This window comes from Dendrosporobacter quercicolus, assembly GCF_900104455.1.
Lineage (GTDB): Bacteria > Bacillota > Negativicutes > DSM-1736 > Dendrosporobacteraceae > Dendrosporobacter > Dendrosporobacter quercicolus.
Window position 1 is genome coordinate 21,655 of record NZ_FNHB01000010.1, and the last position, 17,206, is coordinate 38,860.

Annotated in this window: 12 protein-coding genes; 10 read left to right on the forward strand and 2 right to left on the reverse strand. The window is 45.1% G+C overall.

From position 1 onward, the window contains the following. Positions 1–86 precede the first annotated feature (86 nt). Entirely contained in the window at positions 87–518 is a 432-nt protein-coding gene (locus BLR06_RS15450) for a peptidylprolyl isomerase (protein WP_092074500.1), read from the reverse strand. Positions 519–836: 318 nt separating this feature from the next. Here BLR06_RS15450 and BLR06_RS15455 point away from each other — a divergent pair, with 318 nt between their 5' ends. From BLR06_RS15455 to BLR06_RS15470, 4 genes are all read left to right on the forward strand, one after another. Beyond that, on the forward strand, positions 837–1,670 hold the full coding sequence (locus BLR06_RS15455) for a serine hydrolase (protein WP_245698179.1): 834 nt from the start codon (positions 837–839) through the stop codon (positions 1,668–1,670). 209 nt (positions 1,671–1,879) lie between these two features. Further along, a complete protein-coding gene (locus tag BLR06_RS15460) occupies positions 1,880–2,461 on the forward strand; it encodes a TetR/AcrR family transcriptional regulator (protein ID WP_092074501.1) in 582 nt (193 codons plus the stop codon). Continuing rightward, entirely contained in the window at positions 2,454–3,584 is a 1,131-nt protein-coding gene (locus BLR06_RS15465; protein ID WP_092074502.1) for an efflux RND transporter periplasmic adaptor subunit, read from the forward strand. The genes BLR06_RS15460 and BLR06_RS15465 overlap by 8 nt, the downstream gene beginning before the upstream one ends. Next, on the forward strand, positions 3,581–6,634 hold the full coding sequence (locus BLR06_RS15470) for an efflux RND transporter permease subunit (protein ID WP_092074503.1): 3,054 nt from the start codon (positions 3,581–3,583) through the stop codon (positions 6,632–6,634). Before BLR06_RS15465 ends, BLR06_RS15470 begins: the two co-directional genes overlap by 4 nt. Positions 6,635–6,656: 22 nt before the next feature. On the opposite strand, the gene corA is transcribed toward BLR06_RS15470, so the two are convergent. Next, entirely contained in the window at positions 6,657–7,718 is a 1,062-nt protein-coding gene (gene corA, locus BLR06_RS15475; RefSeq protein ID WP_245698180.1) for a magnesium/cobalt transporter CorA, read from the reverse strand. Between the two features lie 77 nt (positions 7,719–7,795). Between corA and BLR06_RS15480 the strand changes: the two genes are divergently transcribed. The 6 genes from BLR06_RS15480 (at position 7,796) to BLR06_RS15505 (ending at position 17,180) form a co-directional block, all read left to right on the forward strand. Next, a complete protein-coding gene (locus BLR06_RS15480) occupies positions 7,796–8,131 on the forward strand; it encodes a L,D-transpeptidase (RefSeq protein ID WP_092074505.1) in 336 nt (111 codons plus the stop codon). Between the two features lie 157 nt (positions 8,132–8,288). Continuing rightward, positions 8,289–11,000 (forward strand): cation-translocating P-type ATPase, encoded by a 2,712-nt coding sequence (locus BLR06_RS15485; RefSeq protein WP_092074506.1) that lies wholly within the window; start codon positions 8,289–8,291, stop codon positions 10,998–11,000. A 172-nt stretch (positions 11,001–11,172) separates the two neighbouring features. Beyond that, positions 11,173–12,834 (forward strand): PAS domain-containing sensor histidine kinase, encoded by a 1,662-nt coding sequence (locus tag BLR06_RS15490; protein WP_092074507.1) that lies wholly within the window; start codon positions 11,173–11,175, stop codon positions 12,832–12,834. A 340-nt stretch (positions 12,835–13,174) separates the two neighbouring features. Continuing rightward, positions 13,175–14,302 carry a cyclic nucleotide-binding domain-containing protein gene (locus BLR06_RS15495; RefSeq protein WP_092074508.1) on the forward strand — a complete coding sequence of 376 codons (1,128 nt, stop codon included), beginning with the start codon at positions 13,175–13,177 and terminating at the stop codon, positions 14,300–14,302. After that, positions 14,299–16,032 carry a B12-binding domain-containing radical SAM protein gene (locus BLR06_RS15500; protein WP_092074509.1) on the forward strand — a complete coding sequence of 578 codons (1,734 nt, stop codon included), beginning with the start codon at positions 14,299–14,301 and terminating at the stop codon, positions 16,030–16,032. Before BLR06_RS15495 ends, BLR06_RS15500 begins: the two co-directional genes overlap by 4 nt. 269 nt (positions 16,033–16,301) lie before the next feature. Continuing rightward, positions 16,302–17,180, forward strand: coding sequence for an SDR family oxidoreductase (locus tag BLR06_RS15505; protein WP_092074510.1), 879 nt, complete (start codon positions 16,302–16,304; stop codon positions 17,178–17,180). Positions 17,181–17,206 lie beyond the last annotated feature (26 nt).

Sequence of the window (17,206 nt, forward strand, 5' to 3'; positions counted from 1 at the left end):
AAGACCGTCACTCCTCCTTAGCCTAGTCTATTCAAGACTTTGCCGGAAAGTAACGGTCTTTTGACGATTTAATTTAGCGGACGACTCTACTCTGCTACAACAGTAACCTTATTCATTTTGTCGCCAGGCTGAATTTTATCCACCACATCCATACCTGCAATCACTTTGCCAAAAACAGTATGCACGCCATCCAAATGCGGCTGAGGTTCATAAACAATAAAAAACTGGCTGCCGCCGGTATTGGGACCGCGATGCGCCATCGACAGTGAGCCGCGTTCATGAACATGGGGATTTCCTTTCGTTTCACAGGGAATGGTATAACCAGGACCGCCCGCGCCGGTTCCCTGGGGGCAGCCGCCTTGCGCTACAAAACCGGGAATAACACGGTGGAAATTCAAGCCGTTATAAAAGCCTTCATTAATCAGCTTTTCAAAATTAGCTACCGTTTTAGGTGCTTCCTGTTCAAAAAGTTCAATGCTGATTGAACCTTTATCCATTTCGATCAGTGCTTTCTTCATTCATTTATCCCCTCACTTCTGTTTATTCCACCATATTATACCATAACAGCCGCCAAATTATCATACCGGCGCCAAAAATTCAATTTGACCGGACGTTCACCGGGATAAAGTACCCGGCAGGCGGTAACACTAGTACCGTGCCAATCTTGAAACTGTAAGTGAAGGGCGAGACGAATTTTCCGAAGACAAGGCGGAGGAATGAGGCATACCGGGCGTATGCCGATTGACAACAACGCAGTATTACGTAAATTCGGCCGTCAGTAGCTGCAGCATTCAGGATTGGTGCAGTAGGGATAGCTTTTTAAATCAGCGCAGGGAGTGGTCCAACTGAAAAAAATATTCATTTTATTCAGCATCATCCTTTTGACTTTGACGGCTTGTGTAAAACAGCCGGCCAAACAACCGGACTTGCCTAAATCCCCGCCACAGCAAGCAGCGCCGGCTGCCCCTATTCCGCCTGATTTCACCCAATATGTAAACAACTTTAAAGGGCAGGCAGGACTCTATGCCAAGAATTTAACCACAGGCCAAACCATAAGTATCAATTCTGATGAAATTTTTGCTACAGCTTCCACCCATAAACTGGTCGTAGCACTTGCTGTCTATAAATATATTTACCCGGAAGTCGCTGTCGCCAAAAAACAGGAATACGACCAATTGATCAAAAAAATGATGGTGATTAGCGATAACCCTGCTTTTTATGAATTGCTGAACGAAATTGAACAGCGGCGCCCGGCCGCCTTAACCCAGGTTTTGCAAGACCTGGAATTAACAAAAACCCGCATTCATAGTGACGATGCGTTTAAACAGTACAACTATCACAGCGTGACTACCCCGCACGAAATGGCCATCGTATTGGAGACCATTTACCAGGAGCAATACTTAGGCCGGGAAATGTCGGCGATTTTGAAAGAAGAACTGGCGAAAACCATTTTCAAAGAAGAAATCCCCCGGCATATGAAAAACAACAAGGTTCTACATAAGGTTGGTCAATTGCCGGATGGCGTGCTAAATGACGTGGGTATTGTCGATGACGGCAAAAATCCGATTCTAATCAGCGCTTTTACCAAAACAGAGCAGCCTCCTGACTATGCCAGCGACTTTTTGGCGCAATTAGCCGTAAAAGCCTATGATGCTTTACGCAGCAAATAAATATAATTACAATTCACGCCAAGGGGGTGTCTCTTAATGCTAAAGCATGGAAAAGACAGCCCCTTGAACGCGTATCAGGCATTACACTCTATTTTGGATCGAAGTAATGATTTCTTGATATTGACAGATACTAAAAACTGAACTACCATAATATTATAACATCAGTACCAATTTTGTCTTTTTGGTACACAAGAATTGGAGTGGGCTATTTGCGCAATCAAATACTTAAGGCTGCCGCCGAGGAGATGATGACGCGCGGCGTTAAATTTACCATGAGCAACCTGGCCAGCCGGCTTAGTATCAGCAAAACATCCTTATATGAACACTTCGCATCGAAAAACGAACTGATTTATCATGTATTGGCGATAGCGATCGCTGATATTAAAAGCCAGGATGAAGAAATTTACGCGAATCCGTCATTAACACTTACCGGCAAAATTCACGCCTTGCTGAAAGTAGCGCCAAAATCATTTGGCCCAATCAGCAACCGGCACATCTATGACGACCTCTGCCACTATTATCCCGAGGAATTCAAATTGGTCCAGGAGTTTCGCGGGCAGCAAATTGACCGTCTGAGCGAGCTTATTGCCCGGGGAATTGAACTCCGGGTAATCCGCCCGGTCAATATCAAGGTACTCCGGCAAATAGTGAGAAGCGCAACCCAGGAATTATTCAGCTACAGCTTTCTTTCGGAAAATAACATGACTTTTCCTGATGCCCTGGCTGCAATGTCGGACATTCTGGTATTGGGACTGAAAAACAGTCATGAGAAGGAGCAAGGCCATGTTTAACATCAAACAATGGACAAATGCCAACCGCAAAAAGGTTTATTTTTCGGCAGCAGCCATGATCGCCGCAGTATGCATTGGCGGCGTCATCTGGCTGAATCAGCGCCAGGCCCAGTCGACCGCGGAAGAAGTCCCGCTGGTGCGCACCACAGTAATTGCCCCGTCCGGAACTGAACAGAACTACACCTATTCCGGTGAAGTACGGGGCCGTTATGAAAGTCAATTGGCTTTTCAGGCCGGCGGCAAACTGACCAAACGCAATGTCGAGGTTGGCAGCACCGTCAAAGCCGGCGATATTCTCATGCAGCTTGACCCCAAAGATTTACAACAAACCGTCAACAGTACCTCGGCCCAGGTTGAATCGGCCCAGTCTCAATTACGCCTGGCCCAGATCAATTTAGAACGCTACCGGCAGTTGTATGAGCAAAATGCCATTAGCCAGGCCCAGCTTGATCAATACCAGAATGCTTACGATGTAGCAGTTGCGGCCGTCCGCCAAGCCGCAGCACAACATGCCCAGGGCGTCAATCAGCTTGATTATAGTATGCTCTATGCGGATAAACCAGGCGTTGTTGCCAGCATTAGCGCTGAAACCGGTCAAATTGTCAGCGCCGGGCAGTCCGTCATCGTACTGGTACAGGACGGCGAACGGGAAATTGAAATCAATGTCCCGGAAAACCGGCTGGAAAGCCTGCGTCACGCATCACGCATTGATGTAACTTTTTGGGCTCTGCCTAATCTAACCTTAGAGGGCCGCCTTCGCGAAATTGCCCCGGTTGCCGACGCTACCGCCAAGACCTATAAAGTACGCGTCAGCTTGCTGCAGGCGCCGCCGGAAATCCAACTGGGCATGACTGCTGCAGTCACAGTAGCAGCCTCCGGCAGCCAGCCGGGCTCTGTCGCCGTCATTCCCTTATCCGCGGTTTATCAAGTCAATGATGCACCGGCAGTCTGGGTTGTAACCGATGATACCGTGCATTTGCGGCAAATTCAGGCCGGCCAGTTTGGCCAGTCCGACCTGGAGGTGCTCAGCGGGTTAAAGCCTGGTGACATTATCGTAACTGCCGGAGTTCACAAATTGCGGGAAGGGCAAAAGGTCCGGACAACCAACGGAGGTACCCGATGAAACCGTTTAACCTGACCGAATGGGCGCTAAACCATAAGCAGCTGGTATACTATTTTATCTTTATCATTTTCATTGGCGGAATTTTTTCCTATCAGAAGCTAGGACGAATGGAAGATCCTGACTTTACGATCAGACAAATGATTGTCAGTGTCAATTGGCCTGGCGCTTCCGCCCGCCAGGTAGAAGAACAGGTCACCGACAAAATTGAAAAGAAATTACAGGATACTCCCGGCCTTGATTATGTAAAAAGCTTCTCAAAGCCCGGCCAGTCAATTATCTATGTCGTCTTAAAGGACGACGCCGTTACTGAAAGTCAAATCCGGCCAACCTGGCTGGAGGTGCGCAATATGGTCAACGACATAAAAGCCACCTTGCCTCAAGGCGTGGACGGACCATACTTTAATGACCGCTTTGATGATGTTTTTGGCTCCATTTACGCGTTGACCGGCGACGGTTACAGCTATGAAGACCTGCGGGCCAAAGCGGAAAACATTCGCCGGATAATGCTCGGTGTGCCAAGTATAAAAAAGGTTGACTTGGTGGGCGTGCAGCCGGAAAGAATTTACATTGAAATAGAAACAATCAAGCTTGCCCAGCTGGGGCTTACGCCCAGCGCTATCACCAACGCCGTCCAGGCTCAAAACGCCATGACTGCTTCCGGCATGGTTGATACCATTTCCGACAATGTTTATTTACGGGTAACCGGAATGTTTGAAAACATCAATGACCTGAAAAATGTCCCTATCCGGGCGGGTACCAACACTTTCCGCCTCGGTGATATTGCCAGGATTGAGCGCAGTTATGCTGATCCGCCTGAACCAAAAATGTATTACAATGGCCAACCGGCTGTCGGCTTAGCCGTTTCCATGGAAAAAGGCGGCAACATTCTTACGCTGGGACAAAACTTAGACCAAACAATCAGTCAGCTAAAACAAGATCTGCCGCTCGGCCTGCAGTTGGACTCAGTTGCCAATCAGCCCAAAGTCGTAAAAGAGTCCATTAACGAATTCGTCAAATCACTGAGTGAGGCAATTATTATTGTATTGGCTATTAGCTTCATCAGTCTTGGCATCCGTTCAGGGATTGTTGTCGCCTTATGTATTCCCCTGGTCATTACCGGCGTGTTCATCTGCATGAATCTTCTGGGCATTGATCTGCACAAGGTTTCTTTAGGCGCTTTGATTATTTCTCTCGGCCTGCTGGTGGATGACGCCATTATTGCCATTGAAATGATGACCGTCAAGCTGGAACAGGGCTGGGACCGCTTTGCAGCCGCCTGCTATGCCTATACGTCTACCGCTTTCCCTATGCTGACCGGAACACTGATTACCTGCGCCGGTTTTATCCCAGTGGGATTTTCCAAGGGCTCCGCCTCTGAATTTATTGGCAGCATGTTTTCGGTAATTTTTATTGCCCTGCTAATATCCTGGCTGGTATCGGTTCTGGTAACTCCGCTGCTAGGCTATAAGCTGTTAAAAACACAGCCGGCAGCCCCCTCCGGCCACGACATTTACGACTCTAAATTCTATCGGCTGTTTCGCAAAGTTCTCTCTTATTGCCTGCACCATCGTAAATTAGTCATTGGCATAACGATTGCCACCTTCCTTGGCTCAATTTTTTTACTGCAATTCGTCAAACAGGAATTTTTCCCGGCATCCGACCGGCCGGAATTTATTGTTGATTTGCGGCTGGCGGAAGGCTCGTCTTTGCAGGCCACAGAGCAGGAATCCGCCCGGTTTGCCCAAACTCTTGCCGGTAACCCTAATATTGTCAATTACACTTACTATATTGGTCAGAGTGCCCCCCGGTTTATATTAACAGCAGAACCCACACTTCCCAGCAATAACTTCGCGCAATTTGTCATTGTAACCAAGGATGTCGCCGCGCGCAATGAATTAATGGCCGATATCCGTGAATTGCTCGCCGTCGATTTTCCCACGGTGCGCAGCAATCTCCGCGTCCTCCAGACAGGCCCCAACTCGCCTTATCCGGTCATGCTCAGAGTAAGCGGCTATGAGCATGACAAGGTCCGTGAAATAGCCGGTCAGGTGCGCGATATCCTGTCCGAAAATCCCGATCTAAAAGATATCAACCTGGACTGGAACGAAAAAAATAAAGTCATGCACTTGGAGATTGACCAGGATAAAGCCCGTATGCTGGGTATTGACAGCCAAACCCTATCCTCAAGCCTGCAGGCCATGCTGTCAGGCTCAACCATCAGCCAATTCCGGGAGCAAGACAGAACGGTAAACATTATGTTTAGAGTTGATGTGCAAAACCGCAATGACTTGTCCAAAATCAAAGACCTTAATATTCATCTTGCCAATGGTACGTATGTTCCGTTAGACCAAATCGCCAAAATTAGCTATGGCGCTGAAGAAGGCTTAATCTGGCGCCGGGATTTAAAACCAACCATAACGGTGCAAGCCAACACCCGGGAGGGTGTTCTCGGCAATAATGCCACTACTGCTGCCTATGCCAGCCTGTCGGAACTTAGAACCTCGCTTCCCGCCGGTTATGACATTGTCGTCGGCGGGCCTAAGGAAATGAGCCAGAAGGCTACCCGCTGGCTGATGCAGCCTGTGCCGGCCATGATCATCCTGATCGTTACTTTACTGATGCTTCAGCTCCAGAGTATATCCAAGACAATACTCACGCTGCTGACCGCTCCGCTGGGAATTATCGGGGTAAGCGTAGGGCTGTTGTTGACCGGCCGGCCGCTTGGTTTTGTGGTAGAACTTGGTATTTTGGCCCTGTCGGGGATTATTATGCGGAACTCTGTCATTCTCATTGACCAGATTGACCAGCATCTTAAAGCCGGAGAGCCGCTCTGGGATGCGATCATCAATGCAACGATCGCCAGATTCCGGCCAATCATGCTTACCGCAGCAGCGGCTATTTTGGGCATGCTTCCCCTGGTTTCCAGCATTTTCTGGGGACCTATGGCAATATCAATCGCCGCCGGACTATTTGGGGCAACCATTTTGACGCTCTTAGTTCTGCCGGCAATGTATGCCGCCTGGTTCAAGGCCGAACCGACGGAAGAATAATACTATGACCGAAATGGGGCTATTATAGCCAGCTGCGCCTGCGAAAAAAACTTAATAAAAATGCGGCTACGCCGATCATCAGCCCCAATACCGCCGGATAACCCCAGGCAAAGCTTAATTCTGGCATATAGTGGAAATTCATGCCATATACGCCGGCAATAAAATTAAGCGGTATAAAAATGGTCGATATAATGGTCAGTACTTTCATAACTTCACCCAGCCGGTTATTGACACTGGATAAATAAATATCAAGTAAGCCGGAAACCATATCCCGGTACATTTCAATGGTATCAATTACCTGAATTGTGTGGTCATAGATATCGCGAATGTAAATGCGGGTTTCATCGCTGAAAACCGTTGAATCGCCCCGCTGAACTGCGTTAATTACCTCCCTGAGCGGCCATACCGACTTTCGCAAAAACAGCAATTCGGTTTTCAGATTATGAATGTTCTGCACCAGCGTCGAGTCCGAGGTTAAAATTACCCGATCCTCCAGCTCTTCGATCTGGTTTCCGAAAAACTCCAGCACAGTATAGTAATTATCAGTGATCGCATCTAACAGCAGATAAGCCAAATAATCGGCCCTGATATTGCGCAGCCTGCCTTGGGTACTACAAATACGGTTTTTAACTGCGTCAAAAATTCCGCTGTTTACTTCCTGAAAAGAAATAATATAGTTTTCGCCAACAATCAGACTAATCTGTTGAATGTCGACACTATGGCCATCATCGGCCGGCGCGAGCGTCTTTAACACCAAATAGGAATACTCGCCATGATCTTCAAACTTTGGCCGCTGGTTGGTATTGACAATATCCTCCTGCACCAGTGGATGGATGCCAAAAAACGCGCCCAGCTGGGCTACAACCTGTACGTCATGAATCCCATTGACATTAATCCAGTTTACCGGCAGCTTTAAACCATGTCCAATGAATTCGGCAACCCCGGCAAATTTAGTTTCACAGACCTGTCCTTTATCGTATTCAATCAAGGACATTGTCGTCTTTTCCTTCCGGGTCTCGCCAATATACAGTAAGGTTCCCGGCATCATTCCCTGCTTTTGCAATATTCCCCTTAATCTTCTCATAACATCCCTCCAGAAAGGTCCTGCTTCCATTTGTGGCACTTTTCCCGCTGCTGAATATAGTATGGTGAGGTGATAAGATGGCATACTATATCGTAATAGCGCTTAGCCAAAGACGCTTAACACTTTTTAATAACGGTAAGCCGGTTAGAGCATACCCGGTTGGTGTTGGCAAACAGTTATCACCTACACCGACGGGAAGATACCAGATTGTTAATAAACGACCGCATCCCGGCGGCGCTTTCGGCGCAATGTGGCTCGGACTGAACCTGCCGCACTATGGCATCCACGGTACCAACAATCCTTCATCCATCGGCGGCTTTGTATCAAAAGGCTGTATCCGCATGTATAATCATGATGTTACCCAGTTGGCAGGGCTGGTTTCTATTGGTACAATGGTGTACATTACCGCATAAAACTGAGGTATTGTTAGAATCGCTGCACTTATACCGGTGCTGCGTTTCTTTTTGTCAATTATCAAAATATTATTATATTGTAAAACAGGCAGGGGCATAAATACACTTAGCGAATTAATATCTTAATATAACAAGCGAACTGAGGAGGAGGAATACATTGCGGCACGATTGGTTTAACTTACCCCCCGGCCAGGTGGTCCAGGAACTCAAATCAGACCAGACTGCCGGTCTGTCGACGCAGCAGGCTGCGGAACAGCTAAATTCGCATGGCTATAACGAACTCCAGGAAAAAGCGCGCGAAAGTCTTTTCAGTAAGCTGATTGGTCAGTTCAAGGATTTTCTCGTCCTGATCCTGATTGTTGCCAGCCTGGTCTCAGCTTTTTTGGGAGAAATTGTTGATTCAGTAGCTATTCTGGTCATTGTCATACTGAATGCTGTTTTAGGCATCGTTCAGGAAAGTAAAGCTGAAAAAGCGCTGGCCGCCTTAAAACAAATGAGCGCGCCTAACAGCAAAGTAATCCGGGACGGTAAAACGATCAGCATCCCGGCCAGGGACCTGGTGCCAGGCGATCTTGTACTGGTCGAAGCCGGCGACCGCATACCGGCCGACCTGCGCATACTGGAAACATTCAGCCTCAAAGTCGAAGAAGCTTCCTTAACCGGGGAATCGGTACCGGTAGAAAAATCATCGCTGCCCCTCAATGGAGATGTAGCCCTGGCGGACCGCACAAATATGGCCTTTATGAGTACTTTGGTCACTTACGGCCGGGCTAAAGGCATAGTGGTCGCAACAGCGATGCAGACCGAAATCGGCAAAATAGCCAATCTTCTGCAAACCGGTGAAAAAGAAATTACACCCCTGCAAAGAAAGCTGGGGGAATTTAGCAAGACCCTGGGAGTTGCCTGTCTTGGCGTATGTACGCTGGTGTTCTTTCTGGGCATTTACAATGCCTTCAAGGCCGCCGGAAGCATTTCCGGGCCGGATGTGCAACTCATGTTAATGACGGCAATCAGTCTGGCCGTAGCTGCCATCCCCGAAGGGCTGCCGGCTGTCGTCACGATCGTACTCGCCCTAGGAATGCAGCGTATGGCCCGTAAAAACAGTATTGTCCGCAAACTCCATGCAGTAGAAACCTTAGGCAGTATAACGGTAATTTGTTCCGATAAGACAGGGACGCTGACCCAAAATCAGATGACAGTTACCAAAGCATATGCCAATGGTAAAGTATATGATTTAAGTGGGGAAGGCTATGACCCAAGCGGTGAGATACGCCTCAATAGCCACCAAGCCGAGCTGGGCAGGGAACAGGACCTTGCGTTATTGCTGCAAGGCATCGCCTTATGTAATGACGCCAAACTGACCCGTCATTCCGACACCAATGCCTGGGGTATTATTGGCGACCCGACCGAAGGGGCCTTACTTACAGCCGCCGCAAAAGCCGGCATTACCCAGGAAGGCATTACACTCCAGTTTCCCCGGGTAAAAGAATTGCCGTTTGATTCCGGCCGTAAAATGATGACGACAATTCATTCCTTTGGTCAGGACTATCTGGCCTTTACCAAAGGAGCCCCTGATATTTTAATTAGCCGCTGCACCAAAATTATGGCTGAAAACCAGATCAGGCCCCTTGATGCCGAAATGATCAGCCAACTGCAGCAAATCAACCATGATTTGGCCGGGCAGGCCTTGCGGGTTTTGGCGGTGGCCTGTCGTCAATATGCACAGCTGCCTGTTTCTACTGATTCTGAGCAGCTTGAAAACGACTTAGTGCTCATTGGCCTGGTCGGTATGATCGATCCGCCGCGCAGTGAAGCCCGGGAGGCGGTAAAAGTTTGCGTAAATGCGGGAATACGGCCGATTATGATTACCGGCGACCATCAGGATACCGCCCAGGCCATTGCTCTGGATCTTGGAATTATCACCGACAAAAACCAATCAATGACCGGCAAACAGCTTGATCAGCTATCTAAACCGGAGCTGTCTGAGGCAGTCAAACATACCAGCGTTTTTGCCAGAGTATCACCGGAAAACAAAGTGGCCATTGTCGAGGCCCTCAAAGCCAATAATCAAATTGTTGCAATGACCGGCGACGGCATAAATGATGCGCCGGCTTTAAAAAAGGCCGATATTGGCGTAGCAATGGGGATAACCGGTACAGACGTAACCAAAGAAACAGCCGATATGGTGGTCACCGACGATAATTTCGCCACCATTGTGTCCGCCGTAGAAGAAGGACGCACCATTTTTGCCAATATCCGCAAATTTATTGCCTTTTTGTTATCCTGCAATCTCTCGGAGGTATTGGTTATTTTCATTGCCATGCTGTTGGGCTGGCCAATTCCCTTGCTGCCAATCCAGCTGCTGTGGGTAAATCTGGTAACCGATGCCTTCCCGGCGCTGGCGCTCGGCATGGAGAAAAAAGAATCCGATATCATGAAACTGCCGCCCCGCGATCCTTCGGAGCCCATTGTCAATAAACCCTCGCTCTTCATGATTGGACTGCAAAGCCTGGCAATCACCGTGGTAGTATTGGGCGCCTTCGCTTACGGTTACTTCAGTCACAATGATGATATAAGCACAGCGCGGACCTTCGCTTTTATTACCTTGGTCAATAGTCAGCTGCTTTGCGCGTATGCCGCCCGCTCGGCTCATTTTTCAGTATTTAAGGCCGGACTGTTTAGCAATAAATATATGAACATGGCGGTTGCTTTTTCTTTCCTGCTGATGCTCATCGCCATCGGACCGCTCGAAGCCATCTTCAAAACCCAGCCTTTGTCAGTCCAGGACTGGCTGATCATTGCAGGATTATCCCCGCTGCCCTTCCTGGTTGCCGAAATAGGCAAGTTAATTTACTTCAAACAAAAATAACGAAAAAAACGAGTCTGATTTACAGGCTCGTTTTTTTATGCGTTTATTCGTATAACAGCCCTATATATCTGCAAATTGTACGGTTTAGCAGGAAAGAAATTACCTTTATGGAATCAAATAATAGTAGAAATATTTCCCAGTGCTTGAAATTTATCGAAAAAGGTGAAAATTGATGAATTTCCTTGAAACCTCATTACTTGCCACAATACTAGCGAGCCTTGCGGTAATATGTATTTATATATACTTGTTTTTACAATATAGACAGCTTTATCTTGCTTTATGGATAAGTGGATGGATTCTACACTTTGGACGTTTTGCCTTCTTCACAACTAACCTGCCAGAAATTGAATTTCCCCTTTTGGTTATATATCAACTTGCAACTATAGTTAGTTGTGTGCTTCTACTTAAAGCCACAAGTTTATTAACTGAAAGAAACTTAAATACCTCTTGGTATTTTTGGGCCGCTATCGCTACAATTTGTAGTGATAGCGCAGCTTATTTAAAATTGTCATTTCTGTTGGCATCATTACCCACTTGTATCTATATTGGGCTACTATATTGTAAAACTGGACTTTTATTTATTAAACATCTTGAAATTCCTGGCATAGGGAAATACGTAACAGGTGTTGCATTCATAATATTAGGAATACATGCAATTGATTTACCATTCCTAATAGAGATTGAGCGGATTGTTCCCTGGGGATTCTTAGTCGATGCTTTACTAAGATTCGTTATCGGTGTTGGTACGTTAATTGTATTTTTTGAAAAAACCCGTAGTGATTTTCTCCTCAAAGATCAAGATTATCGTTTACTTGCAGAAAATGCATCAGATGTTATCTTTAGATGTAAAATTCGTCCTGTATTCGCTTTTGATTATATTAGCCCATCTGTTTTTAAATTAACAGGCTTTTATCCCAGGGAGTTTTATAAATCACCTAAACTTTTACTATCTATTATTTATCCAAGTGATCGCCCTTTGTTAAAAATGTCCTTAAAATCCATTACTTCAATAAAGGGCAACCTCCTTACACTTCGCTTAATTAAACCAAATCAGGAAATTGTCTGGGTGGAACAAAAATCAACACCAATATTTGACAATAAAAATACTTGTATAGGATTAGAAGGTATTGTACGTGATATTTCATCTCGTAAAATTATGGAGCAAGATTTGTCAAGATTAGATCGCCTGAATGCGATAGGACAAATGGCCGCAAGTGTGGCTCATGAAATAAGAAATCCAATGACTACAGTTCGTGGCTACCTACAATTTTTCTCAAATAAACAGGAGTTTTCAAAATACAAATCACAATTCGGATTATTAATAGAAGAACTGGATAGGACTAATCTAATTATAAAAGAATATTTATCTTTAAGCCAACATAAAATAGTTGATTTTAATATTTCTCATCTAAATTCAATAATTGAATCTCTGTATCCTCTCGTTAAGGCCGATGCTAATGGGATGAATAAAGATATTAACTTGTGTTTAAACCCCATTCCAGAGCTTTACATAGACGAAAAAGAAATAAGGCAGCTTATACTTAATTTAGTCCGCAATGGTCTTGAAGCAATGTCATCAGGAGGAATTATTACAATTTCAACCTTCCCTGAAGATGATAAAGTTGTTCTATCTATAAAAGATCAGGGAAATGGTATACCGCTGCACATATTAGAGAATATCGGCAAACCATTTGTATCAACAAAAGAAAATGGTACAGGCCTAGGTCTGGCAATATGTTATCGTATTGCTGAACGCCATCAGGCAAAAATAGCAGTAAAATCAGATTCAACGGGAACAACGTTCTTAATTTATTTTCAATTAACGGCTAAATAATAATAAATTGTAAAAAATCAGCAACCATTCACAGCAGCAGTGGATTGTCTCAATAGTTTTAGTTCTGTCAGAAGAAGGTCTGATTATTCTAGATTATGATCGAAACAGGGTGTCTTTAATGCTTTGGCATTTTTGAGACACCCTGTTTCTTATTGTCAAGTATTTTCACCACTTAAACATTTATTCAACAATAAACTCCATTTTTAGACAAAATTCTATAGGAACATCCTTCTTTTGCTGAGAATCAAATTGTTAAATGGAAGGAGGTGATCTAATGATTATATACAGTTTTTAATTAATGGCTTTAGTTTTCCATGTTTAATTTTTAGGGGGAGTATTAATGGAATTAAAACAAAAATCTGACAACCAAGATAACCCGATTAGGTTTCGTATTGCAAATTCAATAAGAGAAAAAAATGCCATATATCGTTTTCGCTACGATATTTTTGTCAACGAAATGTCCTCTTCTGCCCATTCGGCAGATCATAAAAACAAAAAAGTAATTGATGATCTCGACCAAAATAGTATTCTACTTTATGCATCAGTTGGTTCTGAAATAATAGCAACCGCAAGATTAACAATCTCTGAAACTGAGGATTTCCCAAGTTGGCTATCAGAAATCTTTTGTTTCCCTAAATTCAAACAGATGCTCTATGATTATGAAAATAAAAAAATCGGATTAACAACCAAAATGGCTATATCACAAAAATACCGCGGATCAACCCTTATGTACAGATTAATAGCTGAAATGTACAAAGTTTATAACGAGTTTCAAGTTCAACTCTCTTTTGGCGGAGGTAATCCACGACTAATTCAACTTTATGAAAGAGTAGGCTGGCGCAGATATACAAAAAACTTCACAGAACCAGGCTATGGCCTACTTTTACCACTAGTTTTTATTCATGATGATGTGGCCCACTTAAAATCAGTGCACTCACCTTTATACCGCTTTTTCCCCAAAACACAGCAATCTGTACTAGCTTCACGGTTTAAGCTTGCTTTCCCAGAATCATACAAGCATATTAACTCTCAATTTAAAGACTTGACCCAAAAGTATATTCAATCAATATTTAATAACGAGATTAAACATTTCCCTCCCTTAAACAATTTGAATGAACAAGAACGTAACACATTAATACAGCTCGGAGCGATATTCCACTGCAACGAAGGTGACATCATTACTACTGTAGGGGAAATAAGCAATGAGCTGTATTTTTTGCTTTCGGGTACTTTGTCTGCCACATCCGCATCGTGCTCCCATCTTCTCCAGCCAGGTCATTGCTTTGGCTGCGGAATCAATGGGCCAAAGCCCTATGAACAGCAAATTACGGCTGTTACCGAAGCTGACTTGCTAATCATCTCAAACCCTGTTTTTGCAAAATACAGCCATTTGCATCCTTTAGCAGCCAAAAAGCTATTACAAGCTTCATTAAGCTTACAGCTAATAGTCAATAATCAAGGGAGATGATTACCATGAAAAAAGTTATAGATCTTTTACTTGTCAACAGTTTTGCCCCTAGACAGCGTATAGCTTCTGATGCAGCTTTAGAGAACGGACTTGCTCTAATCAGAACCTTTTTGCAAAGCAAAGGGTTTACTGTTACTGTTATTGATGAGCAAAGGCTGTCCGGCGCTGAACAAGGAGTACCGAAATGGTGCTTCCATTTCTTACGGTTGTTAGTTATTCTACAAATGAAATATTACACCTCATTGAAACACTTAACCCTGTTGTTTTTGCTGCTTGCCTGGCCATTTCAAAGCCTGGCCATTTATAGAAGAAAAAAATACATGGACAAGCTGGGTGATGAAATTGCTCAATATGTATATACAAATTCAATACCTATGGTTGGAATAAAAATTTGGTATGGCGATGCTTATGCCTGGAGCATACAATTAGCAAAAAAGATCAAACGTCAAAATCCGGATACAATCATTGTAGCAGGAGGACCTCAGGTTAAAGTTTATGGAGCGAAAGTCCTTGACGAGGAGATATTTGACTTGGCAATTATGGGCCCTGGCGAATACATTCTTGAAAAGCTGCTTAATATGCTGAGTTCTACCGCAACCAAGCTGGCTTTCCTCGATAAAGTCCACAATCAAATTACCCGGGACCGCCTAATTAGCACTGGAAGCTACAGCCAGCATGGCAGCTATATGTTTGACAATTTTATTATCCCCAAATATAACGAGGAAGATCTTAAGGATAAAATTCTGTTTCATACCTTAGTTGACGGAGTTGGCTGCAGCTGGAACAAATGCAATTTTTGTTCCCATTCCCGTCAAAATGTTACCCATATTCCCAGGCCGGTTGAAGAAATTTATGCTGAAATTCAAACTATGACCAAACAAGGAATTGCCTTTTTTCGTTTCAGCAGTTCAGAAACTCCGTTATCACACGGCAAAGCCATAGCCCACACATTAATGGCTAATAATGCGCATATTCATTATTCAATGTTTGTAAGAGCCGGAAAAGTAACGGAAGAAATTTTCGATATTTACTGCCTCTTAATAAAGTCCGGATTAAGAGCCGTATTTATGGGAGGCGAAACAGGCCATGATGTAATTAATGAAAAGGTAATGAACAAAGGGGTTACCAGAAAAGATATCATTGAAACCATTCAATGCATCAAGTTAGCTGCTGCTAAAGTGGCACAACCTTGCAAAATTGGGCTGTCACTCATTTACCCGACACCTATTGTCGGCCCAATTACCTTTCAAGACGTATTCCAGGCAAACATCACCATGATCGAACAAACCCTGCCTGATACGGTAATCATTAATCCGCCCGGAGTATTCCCCGGAACCATCTGGTCAGAGCAGGCAGAGCATTTTGGGTTTAAGATTGCGGAGGGTTTCAATACCCAGTTAATGAGTTATGAGTATTCAATTTTTAAACCAGTTAATTTCTGGACAAAGCTAAACTTTTCTTTACATGGCTACGATATGGAAAGCCTGCTGCACGAGTCGGGTAAATTTCGTCAAGCTGTTGAAGGCATGGGCATTCCTACAAACGTTTCCGACGAGTATCTCATGATGCTGACCGCCATCGGTCATGGCTCAAAAACCGATTTGCTGATCTTTAAGAAGCACTCTCTCATCGATATCATGAGCGGTTCATCTCATTACATTAAACAGATTGTCGAAAAAATCAATACTTATAGCCGGAAAATGGCGGCGCAAAATCATACAGTCAACTAACCGGAAGGGACTGGTGCAGTAAAACGCTTGCCCGCAAGCTAAAGCCGGCACTCGGCAATAGCTGCAAGACGTATTCAACCAGGGACAGGTTCCTCGTTCGCAAAAGCAAACAAGGGACCTGTCCCCTTAAATGCTTTCCCGCTCCGGGCCTTCTGCCTGACACTCTTTAAAAATGTTTTGCGACAGGCCCTATTCCCCTCCGCATAGCAATTTTCTTTGCCGGATATATTAACCATGAATGATAATCCTGAAAGGAGACGCTCAATGCTATGAATCAGGAAGAAATACTGCTTACCCAGGGGCAGGGCTTTCCACCCCAGCATCAGGATGTCCAGCCGGGAATAGAAGCAAAGATGATCCCCCGGCCGGTATCCATTGATCCCAATGAACCATCGGCTAACAAACTTAAAGGGAAGACTGCGCTGATTACCGGCGGGGACAGTGGCATCGGCCGGGCGGTAGCTTACGCTTTCGCCCGGGAAGGAGCAGATGTCAGCATTGTCTACTTAAATGAACACGCTGACGCCGAAGAAACCAAACGTCAAATAGAAAAATACGGACAGCGCTGCCTGCTGATCGCCGGTGATATCGGTGATGAGGCCATTTGTCAATCGGCGGTAACGCAAACAGTAAAAGAATTCAAAGGACTTGATATCCTGGTCAATAATGCTGCCGAGCAGCATGTCCGCAATGGTCTGGCCGATATTACCCCGGAAAAATTAGAACGGATTTTTCGAACCAACTTGTTTTCCTGCTTCTATTTTGCCAAAGCCGCTCTGCAATATTTAAAAAGCGGCAGCAGTATCATTAATACTGCCTCAATTACCGCTTATGAAGGGCATGTCCAATTATTAGATTATTCCGCCACCAAAGGGGCCATTGTAACCCTGACGCGTTCTTTATCTCAATTGCTGATCGGCCAGGGAATCAGGGTTAACGCCGTTGCCCCCGGCCCAATTTGGACTCCGCTTATCCCCGCCTCTTACGATGCCCCGAAAGTATCCCAGTTTGGCCAGGATACGCCCATGCAGCGGGCCGGCCAACCGTTCGAGGCAGCTCCCTGTTACGTTTTCCTGGCATCCGGAGCAGCCCAATATATCACTGGACAGGTGCTCCACGTCAATGGCGGAACTGTAATCAACAGCTGACTTTATCTCCCTGACATGCGGCGCGG